General features: G+C 62.3%; 22 protein-coding genes and 1 tRNA gene. 11 read left to right on the top strand and 12 right to left on the bottom strand.

Annotated elements, in window-relative coordinates; translation table 11 throughout:
- The first annotated feature begins 11 nt into the window (after positions 1 to 11).
- The 5 genes from ACTNFJ_RS05620 (at position 12) to ACTNFJ_RS05640 (ending at position 4,952) form a co-directional block, all read left to right on the top strand.
- Positions 12 to 1,211, top strand: coding sequence for a PucR family transcriptional regulator (locus ACTNFJ_RS05620; protein ID WP_435907238.1), 1,200 nt, complete (start codon positions 12 to 14; stop codon positions 1,209 to 1,211).
- Positions 1,212 to 1,335: 124 nt separating this feature from the next.
- Entirely contained in the window at positions 1,336 to 2,262 is a 927-nt protein-coding gene (locus ACTNFJ_RS05625) for an ACP S-malonyltransferase (protein ID WP_435907239.1), read from the top strand.
- Positions 2,263 to 2,284: 22 nt separating this feature from the next.
- The gene (locus tag ACTNFJ_RS05630) at positions 2,285 to 3,289 is read left to right on the top strand and encodes a beta-ketoacyl-ACP synthase III (protein ID WP_435907240.1); all 1,005 of its coding nucleotides are present in this window, start codon (positions 2,285 to 2,287) and stop codon (positions 3,287 to 3,289) included.
- 58 nt (positions 3,290 to 3,347) lie between these two features.
- Complete coding sequence (locus ACTNFJ_RS05635; protein WP_433646430.1) at positions 3,348 to 3,596, top strand: acyl carrier protein; 249 nt, start codon at positions 3,348 to 3,350, stop codon at positions 3,594 to 3,596.
- Positions 3,597 to 3,716: 120 nt separating this feature from the next.
- Complete coding sequence (locus tag ACTNFJ_RS05640; protein ID WP_435907241.1) at positions 3,717 to 4,952, top strand: beta-ketoacyl-[acyl-carrier-protein] synthase family protein; 1,236 nt, start codon at positions 3,717 to 3,719, stop codon at positions 4,950 to 4,952.
- Positions 4,953 to 5,046: 94 nt separating this feature from the next.
- Here ACTNFJ_RS05640 and ACTNFJ_RS05645 read toward each other — a convergent pair whose 3' ends face one another.
- Entirely contained in the window at positions 5,047 to 5,565 is a 519-nt protein-coding gene (locus tag ACTNFJ_RS05645; RefSeq protein ID WP_435907242.1) for a DUF3145 family protein, read from the bottom strand.
- A gap of 309 nt (positions 5,566 to 5,874) precedes the next feature.
- Between ACTNFJ_RS05645 and ACTNFJ_RS05650 the strand changes: the two genes are divergently transcribed.
- Both ACTNFJ_RS05650 and ACTNFJ_RS05655 read left to right on the top strand, forming a co-directional pair.
- On the top strand, positions 5,875 to 6,651 hold the full coding sequence (locus ACTNFJ_RS05650; protein WP_435907243.1) for a glutamine amidotransferase: 777 nt from the start codon (positions 5,875 to 5,877) through the stop codon (positions 6,649 to 6,651).
- 154 nt (positions 6,652 to 6,805) lie between these two features.
- A tRNA-Ile gene (locus ACTNFJ_RS05655) sits at positions 6,806 to 6,879 on the top strand.
- Here ACTNFJ_RS05655 and ACTNFJ_RS05660 read toward each other — a convergent pair.
- A complete protein-coding gene (locus ACTNFJ_RS05660) occupies positions 6,877 to 7,821 on the bottom strand; it encodes a TerC family protein (protein ID WP_435907244.1) in 945 nt (314 codons plus the stop codon). The two genes, ACTNFJ_RS05655 and ACTNFJ_RS05660, sit on opposite strands and share 3 nt — an antisense overlap.
- Before the next feature lie 346 nt (positions 7,822 to 8,167).
- Here ACTNFJ_RS05660 and ACTNFJ_RS05665 point away from each other — a divergent pair, with 346 nt between their 5' ends.
- From ACTNFJ_RS05665 to ACTNFJ_RS05675, 3 genes are all read left to right on the top strand, one after another.
- Positions 8,168 to 9,604, top strand: coding sequence for an MBL fold metallo-hydrolase (locus ACTNFJ_RS05665; protein ID WP_435907245.1), 1,437 nt, complete (start codon positions 8,168 to 8,170; stop codon positions 9,602 to 9,604).
- Between the two features lie 59 nt (positions 9,605 to 9,663).
- Entirely contained in the window at positions 9,664 to 10,458 is a 795-nt protein-coding gene (locus ACTNFJ_RS05670; protein WP_435907246.1) for a sulfite exporter TauE/SafE family protein, read from the top strand.
- A gap of 64 nt (positions 10,459 to 10,522) precedes the next feature.
- On the top strand, positions 10,523 to 11,068 hold the full coding sequence (locus tag ACTNFJ_RS05675; RefSeq protein WP_435907247.1) for a DUF4395 domain-containing protein: 546 nt from the start codon (positions 10,523 to 10,525) through the stop codon (positions 11,066 to 11,068).
- Between the two features lie 180 nt (positions 11,069 to 11,248).
- On the opposite strand, the gene ACTNFJ_RS05680 is transcribed toward ACTNFJ_RS05675, so the two are convergent.
- A complete protein-coding gene (locus ACTNFJ_RS05680; protein ID WP_193591830.1) occupies positions 11,249 to 12,499 on the bottom strand; it encodes an IS256 family transposase in 1,251 nt (416 codons plus the stop codon).
- A 234-nt stretch (positions 12,500 to 12,733) separates the two neighbouring features.
- Between ACTNFJ_RS05680 and ACTNFJ_RS05685 the strand changes: the two genes are divergently transcribed.
- Positions 12,734 to 13,099, top strand: a complete 366-nt coding sequence (locus ACTNFJ_RS05685; protein WP_435907496.1) for a rhodanese-like domain-containing protein — start codon at positions 12,734 to 12,736, stop codon at positions 13,097 to 13,099.
- A gap of 172 nt (positions 13,100 to 13,271) precedes the next feature.
- On the opposite strand, the gene ACTNFJ_RS05690 is transcribed toward ACTNFJ_RS05685, so the two are convergent.
- The 9 genes from ACTNFJ_RS05690 to pyrR form a co-directional block, all read right to left on the bottom strand.
- The gene (locus tag ACTNFJ_RS05690) at positions 13,272 to 14,249 is read right to left on the bottom strand and encodes a DMT family protein (protein WP_435907495.1); all 978 of its coding nucleotides are present in this window, start codon (positions 14,247 to 14,249) and stop codon (positions 13,272 to 13,274) included.
- A gap of 61 nt (positions 14,250 to 14,310) precedes the next feature.
- The gene (gene gmk / locus ACTNFJ_RS05695; protein WP_435907494.1) at positions 14,311 to 15,225 is read right to left on the bottom strand and encodes a guanylate kinase; all 915 of its coding nucleotides are present in this window, start codon (positions 15,223 to 15,225) and stop codon (positions 14,311 to 14,313) included.
- Between the two features lie 35 nt (positions 15,226 to 15,260).
- Positions 15,261 to 16,136, bottom strand: a complete 876-nt coding sequence (pyrF, locus tag ACTNFJ_RS05700) for an orotidine-5'-phosphate decarboxylase (RefSeq protein WP_435907499.1) — start codon at positions 16,134 to 16,136, stop codon at positions 15,261 to 15,263.
- The gene (gene carB / locus ACTNFJ_RS05705; RefSeq protein WP_435907493.1) at positions 16,136 to 19,432 is read right to left on the bottom strand and encodes a carbamoyl-phosphate synthase large subunit; all 3,297 of its coding nucleotides are present in this window, start codon (positions 19,430 to 19,432) and stop codon (positions 16,136 to 16,138) included. Before carB ends, pyrF begins: the two co-directional genes overlap by 1 nt.
- On the bottom strand, positions 19,425 to 20,642 hold the full coding sequence (carA, locus tag ACTNFJ_RS05710) for a glutamine-hydrolyzing carbamoyl-phosphate synthase small subunit (RefSeq protein ID WP_435907492.1): 1,218 nt from the start codon (positions 20,640 to 20,642) through the stop codon (positions 19,425 to 19,427). Before carA ends, carB begins: the two co-directional genes overlap by 8 nt.
- On the bottom strand, positions 20,639 to 21,172 hold the full coding sequence (locus tag ACTNFJ_RS05715; RefSeq protein ID WP_435907491.1) for a PH-like domain-containing protein: 534 nt from the start codon (positions 21,170 to 21,172) through the stop codon (positions 20,639 to 20,641). The genes carA and ACTNFJ_RS05715 overlap by 4 nt, the downstream gene beginning before the upstream one ends.
- On the bottom strand, positions 21,169 to 22,581 hold the full coding sequence (locus ACTNFJ_RS05720) for a dihydroorotase (protein WP_435907490.1): 1,413 nt from the start codon (positions 22,579 to 22,581) through the stop codon (positions 21,169 to 21,171). The genes ACTNFJ_RS05715 and ACTNFJ_RS05720 overlap by 4 nt, the downstream gene beginning before the upstream one ends.
- Entirely contained in the window at positions 22,578 to 23,537 is a 960-nt protein-coding gene (locus tag ACTNFJ_RS05725; protein ID WP_435907489.1) for an aspartate carbamoyltransferase catalytic subunit, read from the bottom strand. The genes ACTNFJ_RS05720 and ACTNFJ_RS05725 overlap by 4 nt, the downstream gene beginning before the upstream one ends.
- Positions 23,534 to 24,082: a bifunctional pyr operon transcriptional regulator/uracil phosphoribosyltransferase PyrR gene (pyrR, locus tag ACTNFJ_RS05730; RefSeq protein ID WP_435907488.1), complete on the bottom strand. Its 549-nt coding sequence runs from the start codon at positions 24,080 to 24,082 to the stop codon at positions 23,534 to 23,536. The genes ACTNFJ_RS05725 and pyrR overlap by 4 nt, the downstream gene beginning before the upstream one ends.
- Positions 24,083 to 24,105 lie beyond the last annotated feature (23 nt).

Consider the following 24,105-nt stretch of genomic DNA (forward strand, 5'->3'; position numbering starts at 1 on the left):
TCGGAGCACGCATGGAACGATCGAAGGAACGGGAGCTCAGTTGGCTTCGCACGATCGCTGGCGAGCTGGCGACGCAGACGATGGCGCGCCTGGAGGAGACACTGCCCTGGTACAGCGAAATGCCTCCCAGCCGGCGCAGCGCGGTGGGGCTGGTAGCGCAGACCGGAATCAGCTCGTTCATCCAATGGTATGAAGATCCGAGCGCAACCCCGTGGATCGCGAGTGACGTGTTCAGCGCCGCGCCGCGCGAACTGCTGAGAAGCATCAGCCTGCAGGAAACGCTGCAGCTGATTCGCGTCGTCGTCTCCGTAGTGGAAGAGCGAGTCGCGAGCCGAAGCGAGGAATTGCGGGAAGCGATTCTGCACTACTCGCGTGATGTGGCTTTCGCTGCTGCCGATGTTTACGCCCGAGCCGCAGAAGCCCGAGGCCTCTGGGATGCCCGACTTGAGGCGCTCGTCGTCGACTCGATCCTGACCGGTGAGAGCGACGACGAGCTTCCGAGTCGCATCGCAGCCCTGGGGTGGCATGGTGCGGGGGAAGCTGCGGTGCTCGTCGGGACATCAGACCGATCGGTAGATGTGGATCAGATTCGGCGCACAGCCCGCCACTCTGGCGCTGACGTCTTGGTGGGCCTGCAGGGTACGCGGCTCGTCCTAGTGCTCGGCCGGATGGCAAACGAGGCAAGGGATCCTCACGCGACGCCGCCCACTCACGTCCCCTTTCTCGAAATTGCAAAGCGGCTCGTCGACTTCTTTGCAGACGGGCCACTGGTGCTCGGACCCACGGTCGAGAACCTGGTAGCTGCGTCTCGAAGTGCACGTGCAGCTCTCGCTGGCATCGCGGTCGCGCGATCCTGGCGGGGTGCGACGCGCCCGGTGGGAGCGGACGATCTGCTTCCTGAACGCGCACTCGCTGGCGATGGCCTAGCGCGGAGAACGCTCATCGAGCAGATCTACGATCCACTCACCGCCCATTCGGGGGAACTTTTGGAGACGCTGTGGTGCTACCTCGATAATGGTCGCTCCCTCGAAGCCACCGCGCGCGAGCTTTTCGTTCATCCCAACACTGTGCGGTATCGCCTCAAGAAGGTCAGTGAAGTAATTGGCTGGAATGCGACCGGTGCTCGAGAGGCTTTGATCTTGCAGGCTGCACTCATTGTGGGCTCAATCGCGGAGCATGGCACAAAACGCCCCACTCGCGCGAAACGCTAAAATGCGGGTTCGGACCGAAGAAACCGCACTTCCCCATCGATCTAGATGGTTCTGACAACGATACCCAAGATTTCTGGTTGGTTATATACCGGGATCCGAGCAAACTTCTGAGAAACTAAAAGACGTGATTGTCATCGCTTGCCCAGGACAGGGCTCACAGACCCCCGGCTTCCTCGCTGACTGGCTTGACGAACCCGGCGCTCGCGAGTTCTTGCACGCCGCGTCTGAACACGCTGGGGTCGATCTGATTCAGCACGGCACGGAAAGCGATGCCGACACCATCCGCGACACGCAGGTGGCCCAGCCCCTCATTGTCGCCGCGAGCCTGTTGGCCTGGCAGGCGTTATCCCGTCGCGCCTCGCTCGACGGGGTCGGAATCGCCGGTCATTCTGTCGGAGAGTTCGCCGCTGCATCGGCCTCCGGGGTGCTCAGCGAGGCCGATGCCCTAGCCTTGGTCGGCATTCGCGGTCGGGCCATGGCGGAGGCCGCGGCCATGGTGCGCACGGGAATGAGCGCCGTGGTCGGCGGGAACGAAGACGACGTACTCGCAAAGATTGCCGAGCACGGGCTGACTCCGGCAAATCGCAACGGTGGCGGCCAGATTGTCGCAGCGGGGTCTCTCGAGGCACTCGAGGCACTCGCTGCAGACGCGCCCCGAGGGGCGCGCGTCATTTCGTTGCAGGTCGCCGGAGCCTTCCACACCGAATACATGAAAGACGCCGTGCCGACCCTTGCGACAGCTGCCGCGCAGGTCACAGCGAGCGACCCGACGCATCCACTGTGGTCAAACGACGACGGTTGCGTGGTGACGAGTGGTCAGCGTTACGTTGAATTGCTCGTGACGCAGGTTGCTCATCCTGTGCGCTGGGATGCGTGCATGGCGAGCTTTCTGGAGCACGACATCACAGGATTTGTCGAGCTCGCCCCGGCTGGCGCGCTGACGGGAATCGCGAAGCGTGCGCTCAAGGGTGTGCCGACAGTTGCGGTGAAAGGCCCGGCAGACCTCGCAAGCGCCGTTGAACTGATTACGAGTGTCCAGGCAAGCGCCTAGTCACCCCTCGGAAGGATTGAATATGGCAACGCTCACCCAGGTCACCGGCCCGGCGTACACCCGCATTCTCTCGGTGGGTGGCGCACGCGGTGATCGCGACGTCCCAAACGATGACCTCATCGGGCCCATCGAGTCCTCTGATGAATGGATCCGTCAGCGCACCGGAATCGTCCAACGGAAACGCGCGAGTGCCAAGGTGGGGGCAGTCGATCTCGCTGTCGCCGCCGGAGAAGAAGCGATCGAGAGAGCCGGTCTCGATCGCAGCGAGATTGACGGCGTGATCATTTCCACTATCTCAAATGTGGCACTGACCCCGTCAATGGCCTCGCTCGCGGCGTATCGCCTCGGGCTTGCTCCAGCCGCCGCCTTTGATATCTCGGCGGCGTGTGCGGGATACACCTACGGGGTGGGCCAGGCTGACGCACTCGTGCGTTCTGGCATCTGCAAGAACGTCCTCGTGATCGGCGCGGAGAAACTTTCTGACGTAGTGGATCCTACGGATCGCAGCATCTCCTTCCTTCTCGGAGACGGGGCCGGTGCGGTTATCGTTGGACCGTCCGATCACCCCGGCATCGGCCCCACCCAGTGGGGTTCCGACGGCGAGAAGTGGGATGCGATTCGCATGACCGCAACATTCGAGGAGTATCGCAACAACCCAACTGAGGTCGCATGGCCAACATTGCGACAAGACGGGCAGACCGTGTTCCGCTGGGCAGTTTGGCAAATGGCGAAAGTCGCTAAGGAAACCCTCGCGGCGTCCGGCATTGAGGCCAGCGACCTGGCTGCTTTCATCCCGCATCAGGCCAATATGCGCATTATTGATGAGTTCGCGAAGCAGTTGAAGCTGCCAGACTCGGTGGTAATCGCACGTGACATTGAAACGCAGGGCAACACCTCCGCCGCTTCGATTCCGCTGGCCATGCACGCGCTGCTCGAAGAACACCCTGAGCTTTCAGGTGGCCTGGCACTGCAAATCGGGTTCGGCGCCGGACTCGTCTACGGGGCGCAGGTCGTCGAGCTGCCCTAGCGCGACGCGATCCACAGTCTTTACCTCTTTCACACACCCCAACCAAAAGGAGAAATTAATGGCATACAGCAACGATGAGGTCCTCGCAGGCCTCGCAGAGCTCATCAACGACGAGACCGGCATCGCGGCAGACGTGGTTGCACTCGACAAGTCGTTCACCGACGACCTAGACATCGACTCGATCTCGATGATGACCATCGTCGTGAACGCCGAAGAGAAGTTCGACGTCAAGATTCCCGATGAAGAGGTCAAGAACCTGAAGACCGTTGGTGACGCGGTCGATTTCATCGTCAAGGCTCAGGCTTAGGCATTCGGATCAGGGGCGGGCATCACGCCCGCCCCTCCCGCCCCCAGAATCTCTCCGACGACCAGGTCGTTTTTCGGAGAGTACCCACTCCACTTTTCAACACCCTCGCGAGGCACGAACATGAGTAAAAAGATCGTCGTCACCGGAATCGGCGCGTCCTCCCCCATCGGCGGCACCGCCCGCGAGACCTGGGAGGCGTTGCTGGCTGGAGTCTCCGGTGCGAAGACCCTCAAATACGACTGGGTGGAGAACTACGAACTTCCTGTGCGGTTCGCGGCCGAGGCCAAGGTGCGCCCGGCTGAAGTGCTCGACCGGCAGGTCGCGAAACGTCTCGACCCGTCGAGTCAGTTCGCCTTGATCGCCGCGATGGAGGCATTTGTTGACGCCGGCTCGCCCGAGGTTGATGCCGAGCGGCTGGGTGTCGATTGGGCCACCGGCATTGGCGGCCTATGGTCGCTCCTCGACGCTTGGGACACCCTGCGCGAGAAGGGACCCCGCCGGGTGATGCCGCTTACAGTTCCCATGCTCATGCCGAACGCTCCTGCGGCCGCAGTGTCAATGCATTTTGAAGCCCGGGCCTACGCACGTACGGTGGCGTCGGCCTGCGCGTCAAGCACGGAGGCGATCGTAAACGCTTACGAGCATTTGCAAGCCGGGCTCGCGGACATCGTGATTGCTGGTGGATCCGAATCCGCAATTCACCCGATCACTCTCGCGGCATTCTCATCAATGCAGGCTCTCTCTAAGCGCAACGACAGCCCCGAAACCGCGTCGCGCCCCTACTCGATCGATCGAGACGGCTTCGTGATGGGCGAGGGCGGCGCCGCTCTCGTTCTTGAGACCGAGGAACACGCGCTCGCTCGGGGTGCCCGGATCTATGCCGAGATCGCGGGTGGCGGGGTCACCGCAGATTCGTACCACATCACCGCGCCGGAGCCCGAGGGCAAGGGCGCGAGCCGAGCGGTCGAGCTGGCGCTGGCCACGGCCGGCGCGAGCGCGGAAGATGTCACCCACATTAACGCGCACGCCACCTCCACGCCGACCGGCGACGGAGCAGAGTACGCAGCACTGCGCGTCGTGTTCGGGGATCGCGTTGACACCATCCCCGTGTCTGCCACCAAGGGCGCAACGGGTCACCTGCTCGGTGGCACCGGCGCACTCGAGGCCGTGTTCGCGGTGCTCGCCGTGGCGGAACGCGTCGCGCCTCCCACGATTAACACCACGGAACAGGATCCGGCGATCCCCTTCACTATCTCGGATACGCCGATCCCTCTCGGCGATGGACCGCAGCTCGCGATCTCGAACTCATTTGGGTTCGGAGGGCACAACGCGGTTGTGGCAATCCGCTCGGTCTAACCCCTCATTGCGAAGCCCCGGACGAATCGCTCCGGGGCTTCGCAATGAGTACGCCAGTTGGCGGCAGTTTCTAGCTGATCGATCGGCGCACGAGCTAGCTCACGCGATGAAGCGTGAGAATCGTGGCATCGCCATCTTCGGCCTGCCGGAATGCTTCAAGTTCACTGTCCCAGGCCTCCCCCAGCGCTAGGCGAAGTTCGCGCGCGAGCAATTGGGCGTCACCTCCGGCACCGACGATGGCTGCGCGAACGGCATCTTCACTCAGGACGCCGTTGCCGGCACTGTCTGTCTGCATGTGGAAGATTCCGAGCGATGGGGTATGCATCCAACGGCCGCCATCGCTGTGTGCACTCTGGTCTTCGGTGATCTCGAACCGCACGTGCTGCCATCCGAACAGCGAGGAAGCGACTGAAGAAGCGGTGCCGACGGGTCCACGCCAGTTAGCCTCTGCACGCAACATCCCGGGCAGAAGCGGCTGAGACGCCCAAGCGAGTTTCACCACTGAACCGATCTCGCGGGCCAGGGCCCACTCAACATGCGGGGCGAGTGCTTTCGGGCAAGAATGCACGAAAAGTACCCCCGAGGTGTGTACCTGCGCGGTTCCTAACGTCATCACGATCTCCCTTGCGATTCGAAACGTCTTCCCCTACGTCGAATCGGCTCGTGAGTGTGATAGCGGCTCTATCCTCGCACGCTTCCCGAATGGTGGCAACCGAGGGGCTCCGCGATGCTAGACAGACAGGCAGGCAGTGAACAATGTTTTGAATGTCATCTCTGTTGTTGATGGCACGCGAGTTCTTCGTCCCGGCAACAAGACAGGCCGAGACGAAGTGCCACTGAAGGTGTCTGGGTTTTCACTTGATTTCGCAGAAATTGGTCACGCAAGTTGGCATCAGGGAGCGCTTGGCCCTACCGTATGATCATGCTGCCCTTCCTGCTGATCACTACGCGAGATGATCACGGAGTCGCCGAACAGGAGTACGCAGGCTACTGCAAACTGACCGGCCTCCTCCCCGAGGAACTTCATTGGCAACGGGTGGATCAGTACCCTCTGGCACCTGTGCGACTAGACGACTACTCGGGAATCCTCCTCGCGGGGAGCCCCTATACGGTCAGTGAACCCACCGAGCTAAAATCAGCCACCGAGCTACGAGTTGAGGCGGAGCTTGCCGGCCTCCTCGATGAGGTGATCACCAGCGATTTCCCCTTTCTCGGAATTTGCTACGGGGTCGGCACGATCGGCTCTCACCAGGGCGCCCGGGTTGATCGTACCTTTGGGGAGCCCGCTCAGGCCACACTGGTGAGTCTGACTGAGACTGGCAAGCTTGATCCTCTCTTTCGTGAGCTACCCGCCGCGTTCGAGGCGTTCGTCGGGCACAAGGAGGCGATCAGTGAGGTACCGTCCCACGTCGCGGTACTCGCCGCGTCACCGGCGTGCCCCGTGCAGGCATTTCGCGTGGGTTCGAACGTCTACGCGACCCAGTTTCACCCGGAACTCGACTCTGAATCGTTTGCAAGCCGTGTGCGCGTCTATTCGAGGCACGGTTACTTTGATCCCAGCGAAACCGAACAGATTGTTGCGAGAATCTCCGCGGCCGACGTTCGAGCCTCGCACATGGTGCTCGCCCGATTCATCGAAGAATATGCCACCTCGTCGCCGCACGCCGTGCGCCTGTCGGCTCCGCCTTCACAAAGCTAGAAGGGTTGCCACGGGCGTTAGCTCAGCCGGTTAGAGCAGCACCTGAGAATCCGAGGATCAACCATTTCTGCTAGATCCTTCTCAGGTGCCGAGGCCGTATCGGCCTCGGGAGTCCGCTGCAACAAATTCGATACTAGACTGGTGGGGTTGCCACGGGGCGTTAGCTCAGCCGGTTAGAGCAGCGGACTCATAATCCGTCGGTCGCGGGTTCAAGTCCCGCACGCCCTACTGAACCGTTGTCACATTCGGCGCCCGCCTACCCTGCCCTCGAGTTGCTCGCAGGCTGAGCACGATTGACGCGCCAATGATGAGCGCCACTACGGCGAGGCTTACTGTCGTCGGGATGTAGAAAACGTCGATCAGCAGCAACTTGACGCCCACCCAGACCAACACTGCCGCGATTCCTATCTTCAGGTAGATAAAGCGGTGGATCAGGTCTGCCAGCAAGAAATACATCGCACGCAATCCGAGTATCGCAAACGCGTTTGCGGTGAACACGATAAATGGTTCGCGTGTGACGCCGAAAATCGCCGGAATTGAATCGACCGCGAAGATGATGTCGGTGATTTCCACGAGCACCAAGACAAGCAGCAGAGGGGTGGCTACCAGCGCCCCGCCACGCCTCACCAGAAAGCGCTGCCCGTGAAACTCATTGGTCATAGGCACGAAGCGCTTAAACAGTCGCACCACGATTGAGCGCTCCGGCTGCGGGTGATCGTTTCGCGTCCGATACATGCGCCATCCCGTGAAGATCAGGAATGCAGCGAAGATGTAGAGCACCCATGAGAACGAATCAATCAGCGCGGCTCCAGCGGCGATGAATATGCCCCGAAACACAAGAGCGCCAAGCACGCCGAGGAACAGGACCCGATGCTGAAATTGAGGCGGAACCGAGAATGCGGCAAAGATAATTGCCCAGACAAACACGTTGTCGATTGCCAGAGACTTTTCGATGAGATACCCGGCGTAGTACTGCTGTCCGAACTCGGCGCCCCAGACCGTCCAGACGACGACACCGAACCCCACACCAAGAGTCACCCACACGAGTGACCACGCAGCGGCCTCGCGTACGCGAATGATGTGTGCCTCGCGGTGCGCAATTAGATCGACTGCGAGCATGACCAAGATCGCACCGATCACCGCGAACCAAGCCCACAGTGGCACAGACATCGACATATTCACTACCTCCACTACATAGTGAAGGTCTCGTCGACGATGCAGACTGACATGCGCCCAACACACCGGATCCCACACGGGAACGTATTGACGATGCGCTGCGAGGAGTACTCCCCTTCTCCGATCAAGTGAAGCAGGTCCGCTCCGTCGTGGTCAACGGGCAAACCTGAAAATTCGCTCTCAATAGGCTTGCGTACTGCCCGCCCGCGCGCTTCAGCTGCACCCATTCTGGAGGCCGTGAATGTACTTCCACTTGACAAAGACTATACCCCCGGGGGTATAGTAGAAGCATTGATACCCGACCGGGTATTTGCGACCAATCGTGACGAGAGGACTCACTATGTTGCTAGAGCGCATCTATGACGAAGACCTAGCTCAGGCGAGCTACTTCATCGGCTGCCAAGCCAAAGGCGAGGCGATTGTGGTCGATCCACGTCGCGACGTCGATGAATATCTGGCAATCGCCGCGAAGAACGGCATGAAGATTGTCGCGGTCACCGAGACCCACATTCACGCCGACTATCTCTCGGGCACCCGCGAACTCGCCGCCCGCACCGGTGCGGCGACCTACGTCTCAGATGAAGGCGGCCCCGACTGGACCTACGGGCCTGCCTTCGACGAAGCCGTTCGCATGAAAGATGGGCACGAGATCACGCTCGGCAACATTACCGTGAAGGGTGTCCACACCCCCGGGCACACCCCAGAGCACTTCTCCTTCCTCATCACGGATGGGGCGCAGTCTTCCGAACCCGGGTTCATGCTCACCGGCGACTTCGTCTTCGTGGGAGACCTCGGCAGGCCCGACCTACTCGACGAGGCTGCCGGGGGCATCGACACTCGCTTCGGGGGCGCAAAAGACCTCTTTTCGAGCTTGCGCAACCGCTTCCTCACGCTGCCCGACTACGTTCAGGTACTTCCGGCACACGGCTCGGGCAGCGCGTGCGGCAAGGCTCTGGGCGCGATCGCCATGACTACTGTTGGATACGAGCGCAATTTCTCTTGGTGGGCACCGTACCTTCGCGCGAACGACGAGCAGGGATTCATTGATGAGCTACTGAGCGGTCAGCCCGACGCGCATGCTTACTTTGGGCGAATGAAGGTGCAGAACAGGGTCGGCCCGGCAGTAATTGGTGACGTCACGGACCTGACCGAATACACCGCTGAGCGGCTCACTCAGGCCCTTGCGGCCGACTCTGTGATCTTCGTCGACACTCGCGGCAATAGCGAAGTGCACGAGGGCACCGTAGATCGCTCGCTGAACATTCCTGGTACTGCGAAGGCAGCGAGCTACGGCGCCTGGGTGTACGACCCTGAGGTCGAGACTCGCCCGTTGGTGCTCCTCGCTGAGACTGCCGAGATGGCAGCTGAAATGCGCGACCACCTGGTGCGTGTGGGCATCGACAGCGTGAAGGGCTACGTGACGTCACTGAATGGCCTCGAGCTCATCACCCCCAAGCTGGTGCGCCCCGAGGATCTCAACGGGTTTGCTCACGTGATGTTGCTGGATGTTCGCAACAAGACCGAGTTCGCCGAGGGACACCTTCCCGGCGCCGAACAACTCTCGGGCGGTCGGGTGCTGTGGCACCAGGATCGCTTGCCCAAGGACGGCACGATCGTGACGTACTGCCAGAGCGGGGTACGCAACAGCGTTGCCGCCTCTGCGCTTCGCAGGGCCGGCTACGACGTGGCCGAACTCAAAGGTAGCTACCTGGGTTGGGTCGCTGTAGCTGGCAACGAGCCAGTCACCAGCAAGTCGCCCGCGGCAGTCGCGGCCTAACCCAATCGACAGTTGGGCGGGCAGCGCCCACCGATCCACCCCCTGACGCAGGAGACACCATGGACACCGGGACACTCATCGCTCTGCTGCTCGCCGTGGTCGTTGGCGTGTCGCTCGGCCTGCTGGGCGGCGGCGGTTCGATCCTCACGGTCCCGATCCTCACCTACCTCGCGGGCATGCCTCCGCAGGAGGCAATTGCAGCTTCGTTATTCATCGTCGGCGTGACGAGCGCGGTGAGCGTGTTCTCGCACGCGCGGGCCGGTCGTGTGAGATGGAAGATTGGGCTGATCTTCGGCGCGGCGGGAATGGCGGGCGCGTTCGCTGGCGGAATACTCGGCGGGTTCATTCCTGGCGTGGTGCTCATGATTTTGTTTGCCGCCATGATGGTCGCCACCGCGACCGCCATGATTCGTGGTCGCAAGAAGACGGCCGCAGGAACTGACGGTAGCGTTGAGGAGAAGACGCTGCCGCTCGCACGAATTCTGCTGGATGGATTCCTCGTGGGGCTTGCGACCGGGCTTGTTGGTGCTGGTGGTGGATTCCTGATCGTTCCTGCGCTCAACCTTCTCGGAGGGCTTCCCATCGCGGTAGCGATAGGCACCTCTCTGCTCGTCATCGCAATGAAGTCAACGGCAGGCCTTTCCGGCTACTTGTTCAGCGTGCAGCTCGACTGGCCGCTGGTGCTCAGCTTCACGGGCATCGCGATCGTGGGATCTCTTCTCGGAGCGAAGCTCGCCGGCCGAATTCCTGAGCAGGCGCTGCGGAAGGGCTTCGGATACTTCGTGCTGGTCGTCGGGCTTTTCGTGCTCGTCAAGGAAATCCCTCCGTTGATCACCGGCACTCCTCTCTTCTGACCTCGGCACGGCACACCTCAGGTCACTTCAGTCCTTCCAACCACATCTCAGAATCGGAGCTTAGATGCGAGCAGCGCAGATCGCAGGCGCGGCCCCTTCGGCTGATCAGCCAAGAATTGGACGTCATGTACCCGGGTATGTCATTCCGGTAATCAACGAGCGGGCGGTCCGGGCCGGGGCAGGCCTGTTGTTCCTCGCCGGGGCAATCTCCTTCGGGTTTGCCGCCGCGACGGGGTCACAGCAACCACTGCAGCCCTTTGGCATGCTCTTCCTGCTCGACATGCTGCTTCGAATCACTGTCGGCGATCGCTGGTCACCATCACTGGCACTAGGTCGTCTCATCGTGTCACGGCAACAGCCTGAATGGGTGGGAGCACCGCAGAAGGCTTTTGCGTGGTGGCTGGGGTTCGGGCTCGCCTTCGTGTCATGCGTAAGTATGGGCTGGCTGGCCCTCCCTCTCGCGGCCACTCTCGCACTTTGCGGGGTATGTCTGTCCTTGCTCTTCGTCGAGACCGCCTTTGGCATCTGCGTGGGGTGCATGCTTCAGCAACTCTTCAGCAAGGCTCCCCCGCAGTACTGCCCAGGAGGCACCTGTGAGGCACGAACCTAACCGTCGGCCCGTTCGTGGCCAGTGCAGCGCGGCAATAGCAGCGTTTCAGGTCAAGTCCCGTGGAGTGGTGTAACCGTTTCGTGATCCTTCAAGGATGTGGGGGCTAGTTTTCGTTGTGATTGCAGATGCTCGCGACGAGCTCACTCACGGTGTCGGAGTACAGCCCAGGAGTGGGGGCGCTCATGCTGCGGCCCCGAGCTCGGGGAGCTCATGGTGCTGGCCGATAGTGTCGGTACCCACGAGCGTGAGGCGGCACCTCGCGAGAACGTCAAGACCGAGGTAACGACGACCCTCGGCCCATTCGTCAGACTGCTCCGCAAGAACGGCCCCGACGAGGCGGGTGATCGCGGCCCGGTTCGGGAAGATCCCCACCACATCGGTCCTGCGGCGGATCTCACGGTTCAGGCGCTCGTTCGGGTTATTCGACCAGATCTGCTGCCACACATCTTTCGGGAACGTGGTGAACGCGAGAATGTCAGCCCGGGCAGCATCGAGGTGGTCGTGCACTTCGGGGAGTTTGTCCTCGACGTAGTCCAGGAGCCGGTCGAATTGGGCCTCAACACTTTTCTGGTCGGGTTGGTCGTACACGGAATGCAGCATCGCTTTCACCGCCGGCCACATGCTCTTCGGGGTCACTGACATCAGGTTCGCAGCGTAGTGCGTGCGACACCGTTGCCACGACGTCCCAGGGAAGTTCGCGCGCATCGCTTCAACGAGGCCAGCGTGCGCGTCAGAGGTGATGAGTTTCACCCCGGTGAGGCCGCGCGCGACAAGGTCTGCGAAGAACCCGTTCCACGCCATCGTGGTCTCCGCGGTCGCCACTTGCATGCCCAGGACTTCCCGATGCCCGTCAGCGTTCACCCCGGTCGCGACGAGCACCATGGTGTTGATCACCCGCCCGCCCTCACGCACTTTCATCGTGAGTGCGTCGCACGCGACGAACGTGAACGGGCCGGCCTCACCTAACGGCCTCGTGCGAAACTCACGCACATGCTCGTCCATATCGGCGGCCATTCGGGAGACCTGCGACTTCGACAGGGAATGGATGCCAAGGGTCTTCACGAGTTTGTCCATCCGCCTCGTTGAGACGCCAGCGAGGTAGGCGTCAGCGACGACGGTGATCATCGCCGCTTCTGAGCGTTTGCGACGTTCGAGGAGCCACTCGGGGAAGTACGTGCCGGAGCGGAGCTTCGGGATCGCGACGTCTATGGTTCCGACACGCGTATCGAGTTCACGGGTGCGGTATCCGTTGCGGGAATTCACTCGGTCAGCAGAGGGCTTCCCGTACTCGGCGCCGCAGATCGCATCTGCTTCGGCTGAGAGGAGGGTGTTGATCATGGTTTGCAGCAGGGTGCGCATCAGATCCGGTGATGCGTCGCCCAGCGCGTTGGTGAGGACGGTGGCAGGGTCGACAATAGAGGGAGTGGTCATCGGTGTGACGCCTTTCGAGTGGGATGTGAGAGTTTCCTCGAAGGAAGATCCCGGTGGCCACGCTGACGTTTACTGGCCGGGATCGTTACACCACTCTACGGGGCACTACTGCGTTTCACTGGTGTGAAGTACCGCACATGCAAGGTTTGGGCTGCCCCAGGCCGCATCCATCGAAGTCCACTCACCCCTCACCCGATAACCTTCGTACCATCCCCGATTACCCCAAGGAGAATCATGATCCGCACCATTGTCGCCGCAGTCGGAAGCCTCGCCCTGATTGGCTCGCTCGCCGCCTGCTCAAGTAACGCTTCTGAGCCAGTCGAGATCGGCGCGAACACCGTCGTGCTCGATGTTCGTTCACCCGACGAGACAGCCTCCGGATACCTCGAGGGGGCACAGATCCTCGACTTCAACAGTGGAGAGTTTGCGGCCAAGCTCCCCACTCTTGATCCCGACGCCGAGTACCTGGTCTACTGCCGTTCGGGCAACCGAGCTGGCCAAGCGATCGCAATGATGGAGCAAAACGGAATCACGAACGTCACAAACCTCGGCTCACTCGACCAGGCCGCGAGCGCAACGGGACTCCCGATCGTTCGCTAAGCCAGCGGGATACTGGGCGACAGATGGCTCGTCACGACTGGCGGCAGGAGTGGTGGCAGGAGAAGCGGCAGGAGAAGCGGCACCTGTGCCATCCCTCGTGTGGTTGACACTCGCGCAGGGTTCTCGTGACGTGAACCCGACGTGAGTGTCAACCTGACCCATGCGAACGCACTCAGCTCGTAGTGCGCGACTCGCCCGATTCAAGGGCTGAGTGACCGGACTGCGGGTGAAACTTTGCGAGGCCGAGCACGCCGATCAGGGCGATCACTCCGGTCACAATGAAGACCACCACTGCCCAGATCGGCGCTCCAGCGGCTTCGTTGAGCACGACGATCCCAATCAGCACGGCGACCAGCGGGTCAATTACTGTCAGACCCGCGATCACAAGATCCGGCGGGCCCGAGGAATACGCGTTCTGCACAAACACCATGCCCAGGAGCGCACCCAGCAAAAGGGCAACCACGCACACCCAGGTCAACCAGTCGAACTGATCTTGCTGAAACCGACCAATCACGGTCTTCGCGAACGTGGCCACAAAGCCATACAGCACACCGGCGCCGACAATGTAGACGAGCGCGACAGATTTGTGTCGCAGCAGCACAAAAGACACCAGGGCGATGGCAAGCACCACTGCAAAAATGAGCAGGATCGTGATGAGTTTCTGATTGGTCACCGGTCGATCTGATGCGGTAAAAGCGGCGACGAACACAAAAAGCATGATGCCACCGACGCACATTGCGATCGACCCTTTCACCCGTTTGCCCAACCGAACCCCGCTGTACCGGGTATTCAACACTGCGGTGATGACGAGCGCGAACACGCCGATGGGCTGCACGACGATCAACGGCGCGAGCGACAGCGAGCCGATCTGAAACATCACGGCGAGACCGAGCAACACGGTCCCGACTAGCCAGGACGGTCTGCGCATCAGGCTGAGCACGTGCCGGAAAGAGAGCCCGGAACCCGCGCTCAGACCGACGATCCGTTCTACCTTGTTCAGGCCGCGTGACTGGTACTGAGCGCCAAACGACAGGAGGGCCGCGCCCACCAGCGCCAGTGGAATACCCCAGAACTGAACAGGGTTAAGCGAAACAACCTCGGCCAACTCGTTGGTCAGTCCACTCGCAGAGAGCAGCAATTTCAAGGTCACTCCCACACGCTACCGCTTCAAGCGCACACTGGCGTCTAGCATTTGGGAGTGTTGGCCCTCTCTAATCGTTCTGCAGCATCAGGTTGATGAGATGCAGTGCGGCGAGATCCACCTCGTCATTCACGATCACCGCATCAAACTCGCTCGCAGCAGCGAGTTCGATTCTCGCGGTCTCGAGTCGCCGCTCACGCTCCTCCGGCCCCTCGGTACCACGGCCGACGAGTCGATGCACGAGTTCTTCCCAACTGGGCGGCGCGAGAAACACCAACCGAGCCCCCGGCATACTCGCGCGCACCTGACGCGCACCCTGCAAATCGATCTCGAGCAGCATGGGTTCTCCCTGGGCCGCCGCTTCCAGAACGGGACCGCGCGGGGTTCCGTAGCGGTACCGGTTGTGCACGGTCGCCCACTCGAGCAGATCGCTCGCGGCGAGCATGCGATCAAACTCTTCGTCCGAGATGAAGAAGTAATGCACGCCGTGGCGCTCACCCGGCCTGGGCGGCCGTGTGGTGACCGACACCGAGTGACGGACTTCGGGGTAGTGCTCACGCACGTAGGCCGCAACCGTCCCCTTACCCACCGCCGTCGGCCCGGCGAGCACGGTAAGTGGCGGGTTGCCACCGACCTCGTCCACTCCTGACCGAACGCGCACGAACTCCTCGAGACGCTGACGCTGCTGTCTGCCCAGCCCGCCTAACCGCTTCCGCGGTGAAATTCCGAGCTCGTTGAGAACCCGGAGGGACTTCACCTCGCCGACCGCGGGAAAAGTCTGCAAGTACTCGGTGACGCGAAGCGAGGCCTCAGGCAGCTCCGGATTCGCCGATTCGTCCAACACCTTCAACGGGGAAAGCTCGCCGCTGCGCAGACGCTGCTTGAGGTCGGCTCGAGCGCGTCTCGCTGCAACCGCCGCGCGGTTCGCAGCGAGCCGATCAACCTCCGGCATCGCTGGCCGCTCCGCAGGCATGTGTTCACTCATCGTGTCTCCCTTGTGGATCTGTGGCCGCCGATCAGCTATTCCGATTGTGCCAGTGCTGCGCCAACTGCCTCGGCTCGCGAGCGAATTCGGGCGGCAAGACCGGTCACGCCGCCGCTGAGAATACTGCGCGACTCGTTCGCCAAAAGAGACCCTCCGAGTGATCCGAAAATCTCACGCGCGTCGTCGATCCGAGCGCCCTGATGTCCAAAGCCAGGCGCCAGGACGGGAAGAGCGGGGATCGCTGTCTGCTGCCCCTCCAACTGCTCCCCCGTGTCGATTCCGAAATCAGCGAGATTCAAAGTGGCACCGAGCACGACGCCAATCGAACCGACGGCATCTTCTGGGCACACTCGTCGGTTAGCTGCGTTTGAGTCGGCAACCATGGCCGAGGCTACCGTCTTTCCGTCGGCGCGCACCGAACGTTGGAGATCGCGCGCCTCCGGGTTCGAGGTCGCCGCAAGCACAAACAGGCCTTTGCCGTGCGCCTCCACGTATTCAAACGCGCCCGCAAGCGTGCCGAATCCCTGGTAGGCCGTGACCGTCATTGCATCAGCTTCGAGCGGCGAGCCGGGAGCGAGCCAGGCATCGGCGTACGCGGCGAAACTCGAACCAATGTCCCCACGCTTGACGTCTGCGACGACGAGCACACCGGCCTCGCGCGCGTCAGCGAGTACCCGTTCGAGCGCGGCAAAACCGGCAGAACCGAAACGTTCAAAGAACGCGACCTGCGGCTTCACGCAAGCCGCCACACCGGCTGCCGCCGCGACAACCTCACGGCCCATGCGCTCGGCACCGGCTGCATCGTCAGACAGACCCCAGTCAGCAAGCAGGGGCGCGTGCGGATCAATGCCCGCGCACAAGTGTCGGCCGGCCGCGAACTCCGCGGCCAGCCGACTCCCGAATGATGGAATCACTGCGCCGCTGCCAATCGAGCGGCGTCACGATCGATCTGGTACTCCTGCAGCGACTTCACGTCGAAGGTACCGACCTGAGCCGATACCGCGCCCACTGCGGCGGACAGTTCGGAGATTGTGGTGAAGATCGGTTTGTCTGCGGCTACAGCGGCCGCGCGGATCTCGTACCCGTCGGCTCGAGCAGAACTGCCCGAGGGTGTGTTCACGATCATGTCGATCTCGCCGCGGTTGATGAGATCCACAATCGTCTCGCCCGACGCGTGCTCGGAATGCTTGAGCACGGTCTCGCTTGTAATACCGTTTCTCGCGAGCACCACTTGAGTTCCCTGAGTGGCAACCAAGCGATATCCAAGCTCCTGCAAACGCAGAGCGGGGAGCACGACAGCTCGCTTGTCGCGATCCGCGACCGAGATGAACACGGTGCCAGACAGCGGAAGGGCGCTGCCCGCAGCCGCTTGGCTCTTCGCGAAGGCACGCGGGAAGTCTCGATCCATTCCCATGACCTCGCCTGTGGAGCGCATCTCGGGTCCGAGCAGCGAATCGACCACGAGCCCCTCGTGGGTGCGGAAGCGCTTGAAGGGAAGCACCGCTTCCTTCACCGCGATCGGCGCATCGATCGGCGCCCGCGAGCCGTCACGCTCCGGCAGGAGACCCGCATCGATGAGCTGCTGGATGCTCTCCCCAGCCATGACGCGCGAAGCCGCCTTCGCAAGGGGGATCCCGAGAGCCTTTGACACAAACGGGACCGTGCGCGAGGCACGTGGGTTGGCCTCAAGCACGTAGAGCACGCCCTGACCGATCGCGAATTGCACGTTGAGCAGCCCTCGCACACCGAGCCCCTCAGCGATCCCGAGCGTCGCGTCGCGCACCTTCGAGATTTGGTCGTGACCCAGAGTCACCGGCGGCAGGGTGCAGCTGGAATCGCCGGAGTGAACACCGGCCTCCTCGATGTGTTCCATCACGCCGCCGACGTACAACTGCTCGCCGTCGTAGATCGCGTCAACGTCGATCTCGATGGCGTCATCGAGAAAACGGTCAACCAACAAGGGGTGACCCGGGCCAACGAGGGCGTGACCCTCGATTCGTGTGAAGTAGCCGCGCAGCGACGAGGTGTCATAGACGATTTCCATGCCGCGACCGCCGAGCACAAATGAGGGACGAACCAGAACCGGGTACCCGATTTCCTCGGCGATGCGGATCGCGCCTTCCTCGTCGATCGCTGTGCCGTTGCGCGGTGCGAGCAGGCCGGCCCGGTCGAGAATGCCCGAGAAAGCGCCGCGTTCCTCGGCGAGGTCGATGGCTTCAGGGGTGGTGCCGAGGATGGGGATACCCGCATCTTTCAGGGGCTGGGCGAGGCCCAGTGCCGTCTGGCCACCGAGCTGCACGACGACACCCATCAACTCACCACTCGCCTGCTCAGCAAAGATGACTTCGAGCACATCTTCGAGTGTCAAAGGCTCGAAGTACAGACGATCGGAAGTGTCGTAGTCGGTGGAGACTGTTTCAGGGTTGCAGTTGATCATGATCGTCTCGTACCCCGCCTCAGACAGCGCGAACGAGGCATGCACGCAGGAGTAGTCGAACTCGACGCCCTGACCGATGCGGTTCGGGCCCGAGCCGAGGATCACGACCTTCTTCCGATCCGACGGGGCGACCTCGGTCTCGGAATCGTAGGACGAGTAGTGGTACGGCGTGAGCGCGGGAAACTCACCAGCGCAGGTGTCGACGGTCTTGAACACCGGGCGGAGGCCGAGTCCGTGGCGGAGCCCCCGCACCTCTGACTCAGAGGTGCCGCGAATCGCAGCGATCTGGACGTCGGAAAAGCCGTGGTCCTTTGCTTCGCGAAGCAGTGCGGCAGTCAGCTGGGGGGCGGCCTTGAGCTGCTCCGCAACCTCGTTGATGATCACGATCTGATCGAGGAACCAGGGATCGATAGCGGTCGACTCGAACACCTGCTCAATCGACGCACCCAGACGCAGCGCTTGCTGCACATCAACGATGCGACCGTCGGTAGGCCGCTTGATGCTCTCGAGGAGATCTTCGACCGAGCGCGGCTGCGGATCCCAATGGAACGAGCTACCCCGCTTCTCGAGGGAGCGCAGCGACTTCTGCAACGCCGTGGTGAAGTTGCGGCCGATCGCCATCGCCTCGCCCACCGACTTCATGGTGGTGGTCAGCGTGTCGTCTGCCGCGGGGAACTTCTCGAACGCGAAGCGAGGTGCCTTGACCACGACGTAATCGATGCTCGGCTCGAAGCTCGCCGGCGTCTTCTGCGTGATGTCATTGGGAATCTCGTCGAGGCGGTAGCCCAGTGCAAGCTTCGCGGCGATCTTCGCGATGGGGAAACCAGTGGCCTTCGAAGCAAGAGCCGACGACCGAGAGACACGCGGGTTCATCTCAATGACGATGATTCGTCCGGTGGCGGGATCCACTGCGTACTGAATGTTGCAGCCGCCAGTGTCGACCCCCACGCGACGAATGATATCGATACCGATATCGCGCAACTTCTGGTACTCGCGGTCGGTGAGGGTGAGCGCGGGAGCCACGGTGATCGAGTCACCGGTGTGCACGCCGACCGGATCCACGTTTTCAATCGAACACACCACCACCGTGTTATCGGCCTGGTCACGCATCAACTCGAGCTCGTATTCCTTCCAGCCCAGAATCGATTCCTCGAGCAGCACCTCGGTCGTGGGACTGTAGTGCAGCCCATCACCGGCGATGCGGATCAGGTCTTCTTCGGTGTAGGCGAAGCCCGACCCTAGGCCGCCCATCGTGAACGATGGACGCACGACCAGCGGATACCCCAGATCCTTCGCAAACTCCTTGGCCTCGTCGAGCGTGCGCGCGATGTATGACTTCGCGACCTCTGCACCCGATTCGATGACCAGATCCTTGAAGATCTGGCGGTCCTCACCGCGCTTGATGGCCTCGACCTTTGCGCCAATCAGTTCGACACCGTGCTTCTCGAGGATGCCCTGTTCGTGAAGCGCGATAGCCGCATTCAGGGCGGTCTGACCGCCGAGCGTGGGCAGGATCGCGTCGGGCCGTTCCTTGATAATGATGCTCTCGATCACCTCGGGGGTGATGGGTTCAACGTATGTCGCATCAGCAAAGTCGGGATCGGTCATGATGGTGGCCGGGTTCGAGTTCACCAAGATGACGCGCACACCCTCCTCGCGAAGCACGCGACAGGCCTGGGTGCCTGAATAGTCAAATTCGCAGGCCTGACCGATCACGATCGGGCCGGATCCAATGACGAGAACGGAATTGATATCTGGACGCTTAGGCATGTGCTGAGGCTCCCTGGGTCGAGGTGCCGTTCGCGCGCTGCAGGACGAGCTCGCGGAATCGGTTGAAGAGGTAGAAGGCATCGTGCGGGCCGGCTGCGGCCTCGGGGTGGTACTGCACGGAGAAGGCGGGGATATCGAGGCATTCGAGCCCCTCGACCACCTGATCGTTGAGGCTGATATGGCTGACTCGGACTCGGCCAAACCCGGCCGGCGAATCGCTCTCAGCATCGATTGGAGCATCCACCGCAAAACCGTGGTTTTGTGAGGTGATCTCAACTCGTCCGGTGGCGCGGTCGAGCACGGGCTGGTTGATACCGCGGTGCCCGAACGGCAGCTTGTACGTGTCGTAGCCGAGGGCCCGACCGAGAAGCTGGTTGCCAAAGCAGATCCCGAAGTACGGGATTCCGTCTCGGAGGAGCTCCCGGAGAAGTTCAACCTGGCGATCGCTCGCGGCAGGATCTCCCGGGCCGTTTGAGTAGAAGATCGCTTGCGGCGCGATGGCGCGGATTTCCTCAAGCGAGGAAGACGCGGGCATGACCACCACGTCAAAACCATGCTCAGAGAGGTACGTTACCGTCGCGCGCTTGACGCCGAGGTCAAGCACCACGATGGTTCCGATGCGATCGACCCCGGGTGCTGCAGGCAGATCGTACCGTTCTTGAGTGGTGACCTCTTCCGAAAGATTCATTCCAGCCATCGGCTGCTGCTCACGCACTCGAGAAAGCTGCTCGTCGGTGCTCAGATCGAAGGCTTCCCCCGAGAATACGCCTGCGCGCATTGAACCTGCGGAGCGGATGTGACGAGTAATTGCCCGAGTGTCGACGCGGGAAATTCCCACCACGCCATCGTTCACCAGCTCTTCGTCAAGAGATCGCTGCGCCCGGAAGTTTGAGACACGACGGGCGGGATCGCGCACGATGAATCCCGACACCCAGATCTTTCGCGACTCCATGTCGGTGTCGTTCACGCCAGTATTGCCAATGTGGGGGGCGGTCATGAGCACAATTTGCCCGGCGTAGGAGGGATCGGTGAGTGTTTCTTGGTAGCCGGTCATGCCGGTGGAGAACACGACCTCACCGAGTGTCTGTCCGGTCGCTCCGTAGGCGTGACCCTCGTAGCGCGTGCCATCCTCCAGCACGAGCACGGCAGGCCCATCGGGCACGGCGCTCTCTGGGGGCGCGGTGGGCGCGGGCCTGGCGGTGGTGGTCATCGTGCATCCTCCTGAGTGGTGTGAGTGAAGTCTGTGGGTGGCTCGCCGCTCGAAAGAGCGTCGATCGCTGCCGTAAATTCGCGCTGCTCGGTCGCGTGGTCAAAGCGGAAGCTCGACTCGAGCTCTCGCCCGTCAGCTTCCCATCGAAGCAGGGCGAGCCCGTCTCGCTCGACGGCCTTCCCGACGCGAACCCCAGCGGATCCGCTGCCGCGCACCTGGGCGAGCGGAATGTGCACTGGCGCTTCGCCGGTTACCTCGATGGTGATGCCCCCTTGGAACACGGATACCTCGGCTCGTCCGCGATAGCGCAGGCCGGGCGCCGATACCCGCACGAGGGGCTCACCAACCGGTGTGGTCGACACGTAGGTAACCATCGGGAAATGGGCGAGGCGCTCTCCGCTCGGCGCCGAAGGCGCGCCCACAACCCCGGCATCACGCCGTGCTCGCGCACGCCATCCCCACCACATCGCAGCGAGGGCGAGAATGGCGATGAGGGCAAAGATCAAGGCAAACAGCGGTCGATTCATCATGCACCTCCCAGCGTTGACAGCGATGCCCCGTTGCGCGCAGCGTTCGCGGCCTGTGCGGCTTGTGCGACGACATCGGCGTCAACCAGAACGCCAGCGTCGAGCGTAAGATACCCGCGACGCACGGTCGTGTGCACCAGGCCCGGCAGGTCCATGCCCAGGTACGGGGAGTTCTTGCTGCGGCCCTTCAGGCGCTCAACGTCAAAGATGCTGCGTCCGCTCGGATCGACAAGCACGATGTCGGCGGGCTGATCCACGGAGAGCGATGACGGGTGGCCCAAAAGGCCGCCGATGTGAGCCGGGGTATGAGAGAGCAGTCCCTCCAACTCGGCATAGCTGGCAAATCCACCGTGCACGAGGGTCTGAAGAGCGATCGGGAACGCCGATTCGAGCCCGACCATGCCGAACGCTGCCGCGTCCCACTCGCATTCCTTTGCTTCGGTCGGGTGCGGAGCGTGATCGGTCGCAACGATATCGATCACCCCGTCGGCAACCGCTTGCCTGAGCGCTTGCACATCAACATCGCGACGCAGGGGCGGGTTCACCTTGAAACGCGGGTCGAAGCTGCGCACCAGCTCTTCGGTCAGCAGCAGGTGGTGCGGCGTGACCTCGGCCGTGACCTGCACGCCGCGAGCCTTTGCCCAGCGCACGACCTCGACCGAGCCGGCGGTGGAGAGGTGGCAGATATGCAGACGTGAGCCGATGTGCTCCGCCAGCAGGACGTCGCGGGCGATGATCGATTCTTCGGCGACCGCAGGCCACCCCTTGAGCCCGAGCTCGCTCGAGAGCGTGCCCTCGTTCATCTGGGCCGCCTCGGTCAGGCGAGGATCCTGCGCGTGCTGCGCAATGACACCGTCAAATGTCTTCACGTACTCGAGCGCGCGCCGCATCAGCAGGGAGTCATGCACGCACTTGCCGTCGTCAGAGAATACGCGAACTGCGGCACGAGACTGGGCCATCGCACCGATCTCGCTGAGCCGCTCCCCCGCCAGATCCTCGGTGACTGCTCCGATCGGGCGCACGGTCGCATAGCCAGCGGCGTCGCCCAGGGCCTGCACCTGCTCGACCACACCTGCAGTGTCGGCAACCGGCAGCGTGTTGGCCATCGCGAACACGCTCGTGAAGCCACCCGCGGCGGCCGCCCGGGTACCGGTCAGCACCGTTTCGCTCTGTTCGAAACCAGGCTCGCGCAGATGCGTATGGAGATCCACGAACCCCGTGAATGCGACGAGGCCAGTGGCATCAATAACGCGGTCGCCCTCGCGGGCCTGCAAACCGGTGCCGCGCTCAATGATGCGGCCGCCGCCTATGCGCAGATCCACCGCATCAGCTTCGGAGATTTCGGCACCGCGTTTGGTCAAATCGGCAGCAAGCCGCGCGCCTCGGATCAAAAGGTTTGGGTTCTGGATCATGCGTGCTCCGTTCGCTCGCCGGAAAGTAGAAGGTAGAGTGCCGCCATGCGCACCGAGACGCCGTGCGCGACCTGCTCGAGCACCGTCGAACGGTCGCTGTCGGCAGCGGCAGAGGATATCTCGAGGCCCCGGTTCATCGGGCCCGGATGCATCACCAGGGCACGCTCAGGCAGCTGCGCAAGCCGTGCGTCGTCGAGGCCCCAGTTTCGAGCGTACTCGCGCTCGTTGGGAAAGAACGCGGCGTGCATGCGCTCGCTCTGAATACGCAGCATCATGATGACATCGGGCTGATCTTCGCGGATCGCTTCGTCGAGCGAATGCCGCACCGTTACCGGCCACCCCCGTGCCCCGTAGGGCTGCAACGTCTCCGGCGCCACGAAGGTAACGTTCGCCCCGAGCGTATTGAGAAACCACAGGTTGCTGCGCGCAACCCGCGAGTGCGCCAGGTCACCCACAATCACCACAGAGATGCCGTCGAGATCGCGGCCACGGCTGGCGGACTCTCCAAACAAGCGCCTGCGCATCGTGAAAGCATCGAGAAGCGCCTGCGTAGGGTGCTCGTGCGTGCCGTCGCCAGCGTTCAAGACGCCCGCCTCGATCCACCCGCTTCGGGCAAGTCTCTCGGGGGCGCCACTCGCCGGGTGGCGGATCACGACGCCGTCTGCGCCAATGGCCTGAAGGGTCTGTGCAGTGTCTTTCAGCGACTCGCCCTTACTGACCGAAGAGCCCTTCGCGCTGAAGTTGATGACATCGGCACTGAGTCGCTTTGCGGCGGCCTCGAACGAGATGCGGGTGCGGGTGCTGTCTTCGTAGAAGAGGTTGACCACCGTTTTGCCGCGCAGGGTCGGGAGCTTCTTCACCTCGCGCTGCTGAGTAGCAGCCATGTCTTCGGCCGTGTCGAGAATTCTCAGGGCGTCTTCCCGCGTGAGGGTGCGCGTGTCGAGTAGGTGCCTCATTCAGCGTCGCCCTCAGGAGACGAGATCGCAACCTCATCGATGCCGTCGTGTTCATGCAAGCGCACCGAGATGCGCTCGTGCTTAGCGCTCGGCAGGTTCTTCCCGATGTAGTCAGCTCGGATCGGCAACTCGCGGTGGCCCCGATCAATGAGCGCTGCCAGGCGCACGACCCGCGGCCGACCGTGGTCGTTCAGGGCGTCGAGAGCTGCTCGCACGGTCCGCCCAGAAAACAACACATCGTCGACGAGCACGACGGTCGAACCGCCCACCCCACCTTCGGGCATGTCAGTAGGTTGGGGGCTGCGCGTGGGGTTCTGCGCCAAATCGTCGCGGTAGAGCGTCACATCAAGGCTGCCTACCGGGACTTCCATGCCCTCAATGCGGCTGATTTCCGCCGCGATACGACGAGCGAGAATGGCGCCACGAGTGGGGATGCCAATGAGAATCAGGCCGGTCGCACCTTTATTCGCCTCGATAATTTCGTGCGAGATACGGGTCAGAGCCCGCGTAATTTCAGAGCTTTCAAGCACCGTACGCGTTGCCATTTCACCGCCCCCCTTCTGCGCCT

Source organism: Leucobacter shiyiweii, assembly GCF_052446065.1.
In the GTDB taxonomy this organism is placed as follows: domain Bacteria; phylum Actinomycetota; class Actinomycetes; order Actinomycetales; family Microbacteriaceae; genus Leucobacter.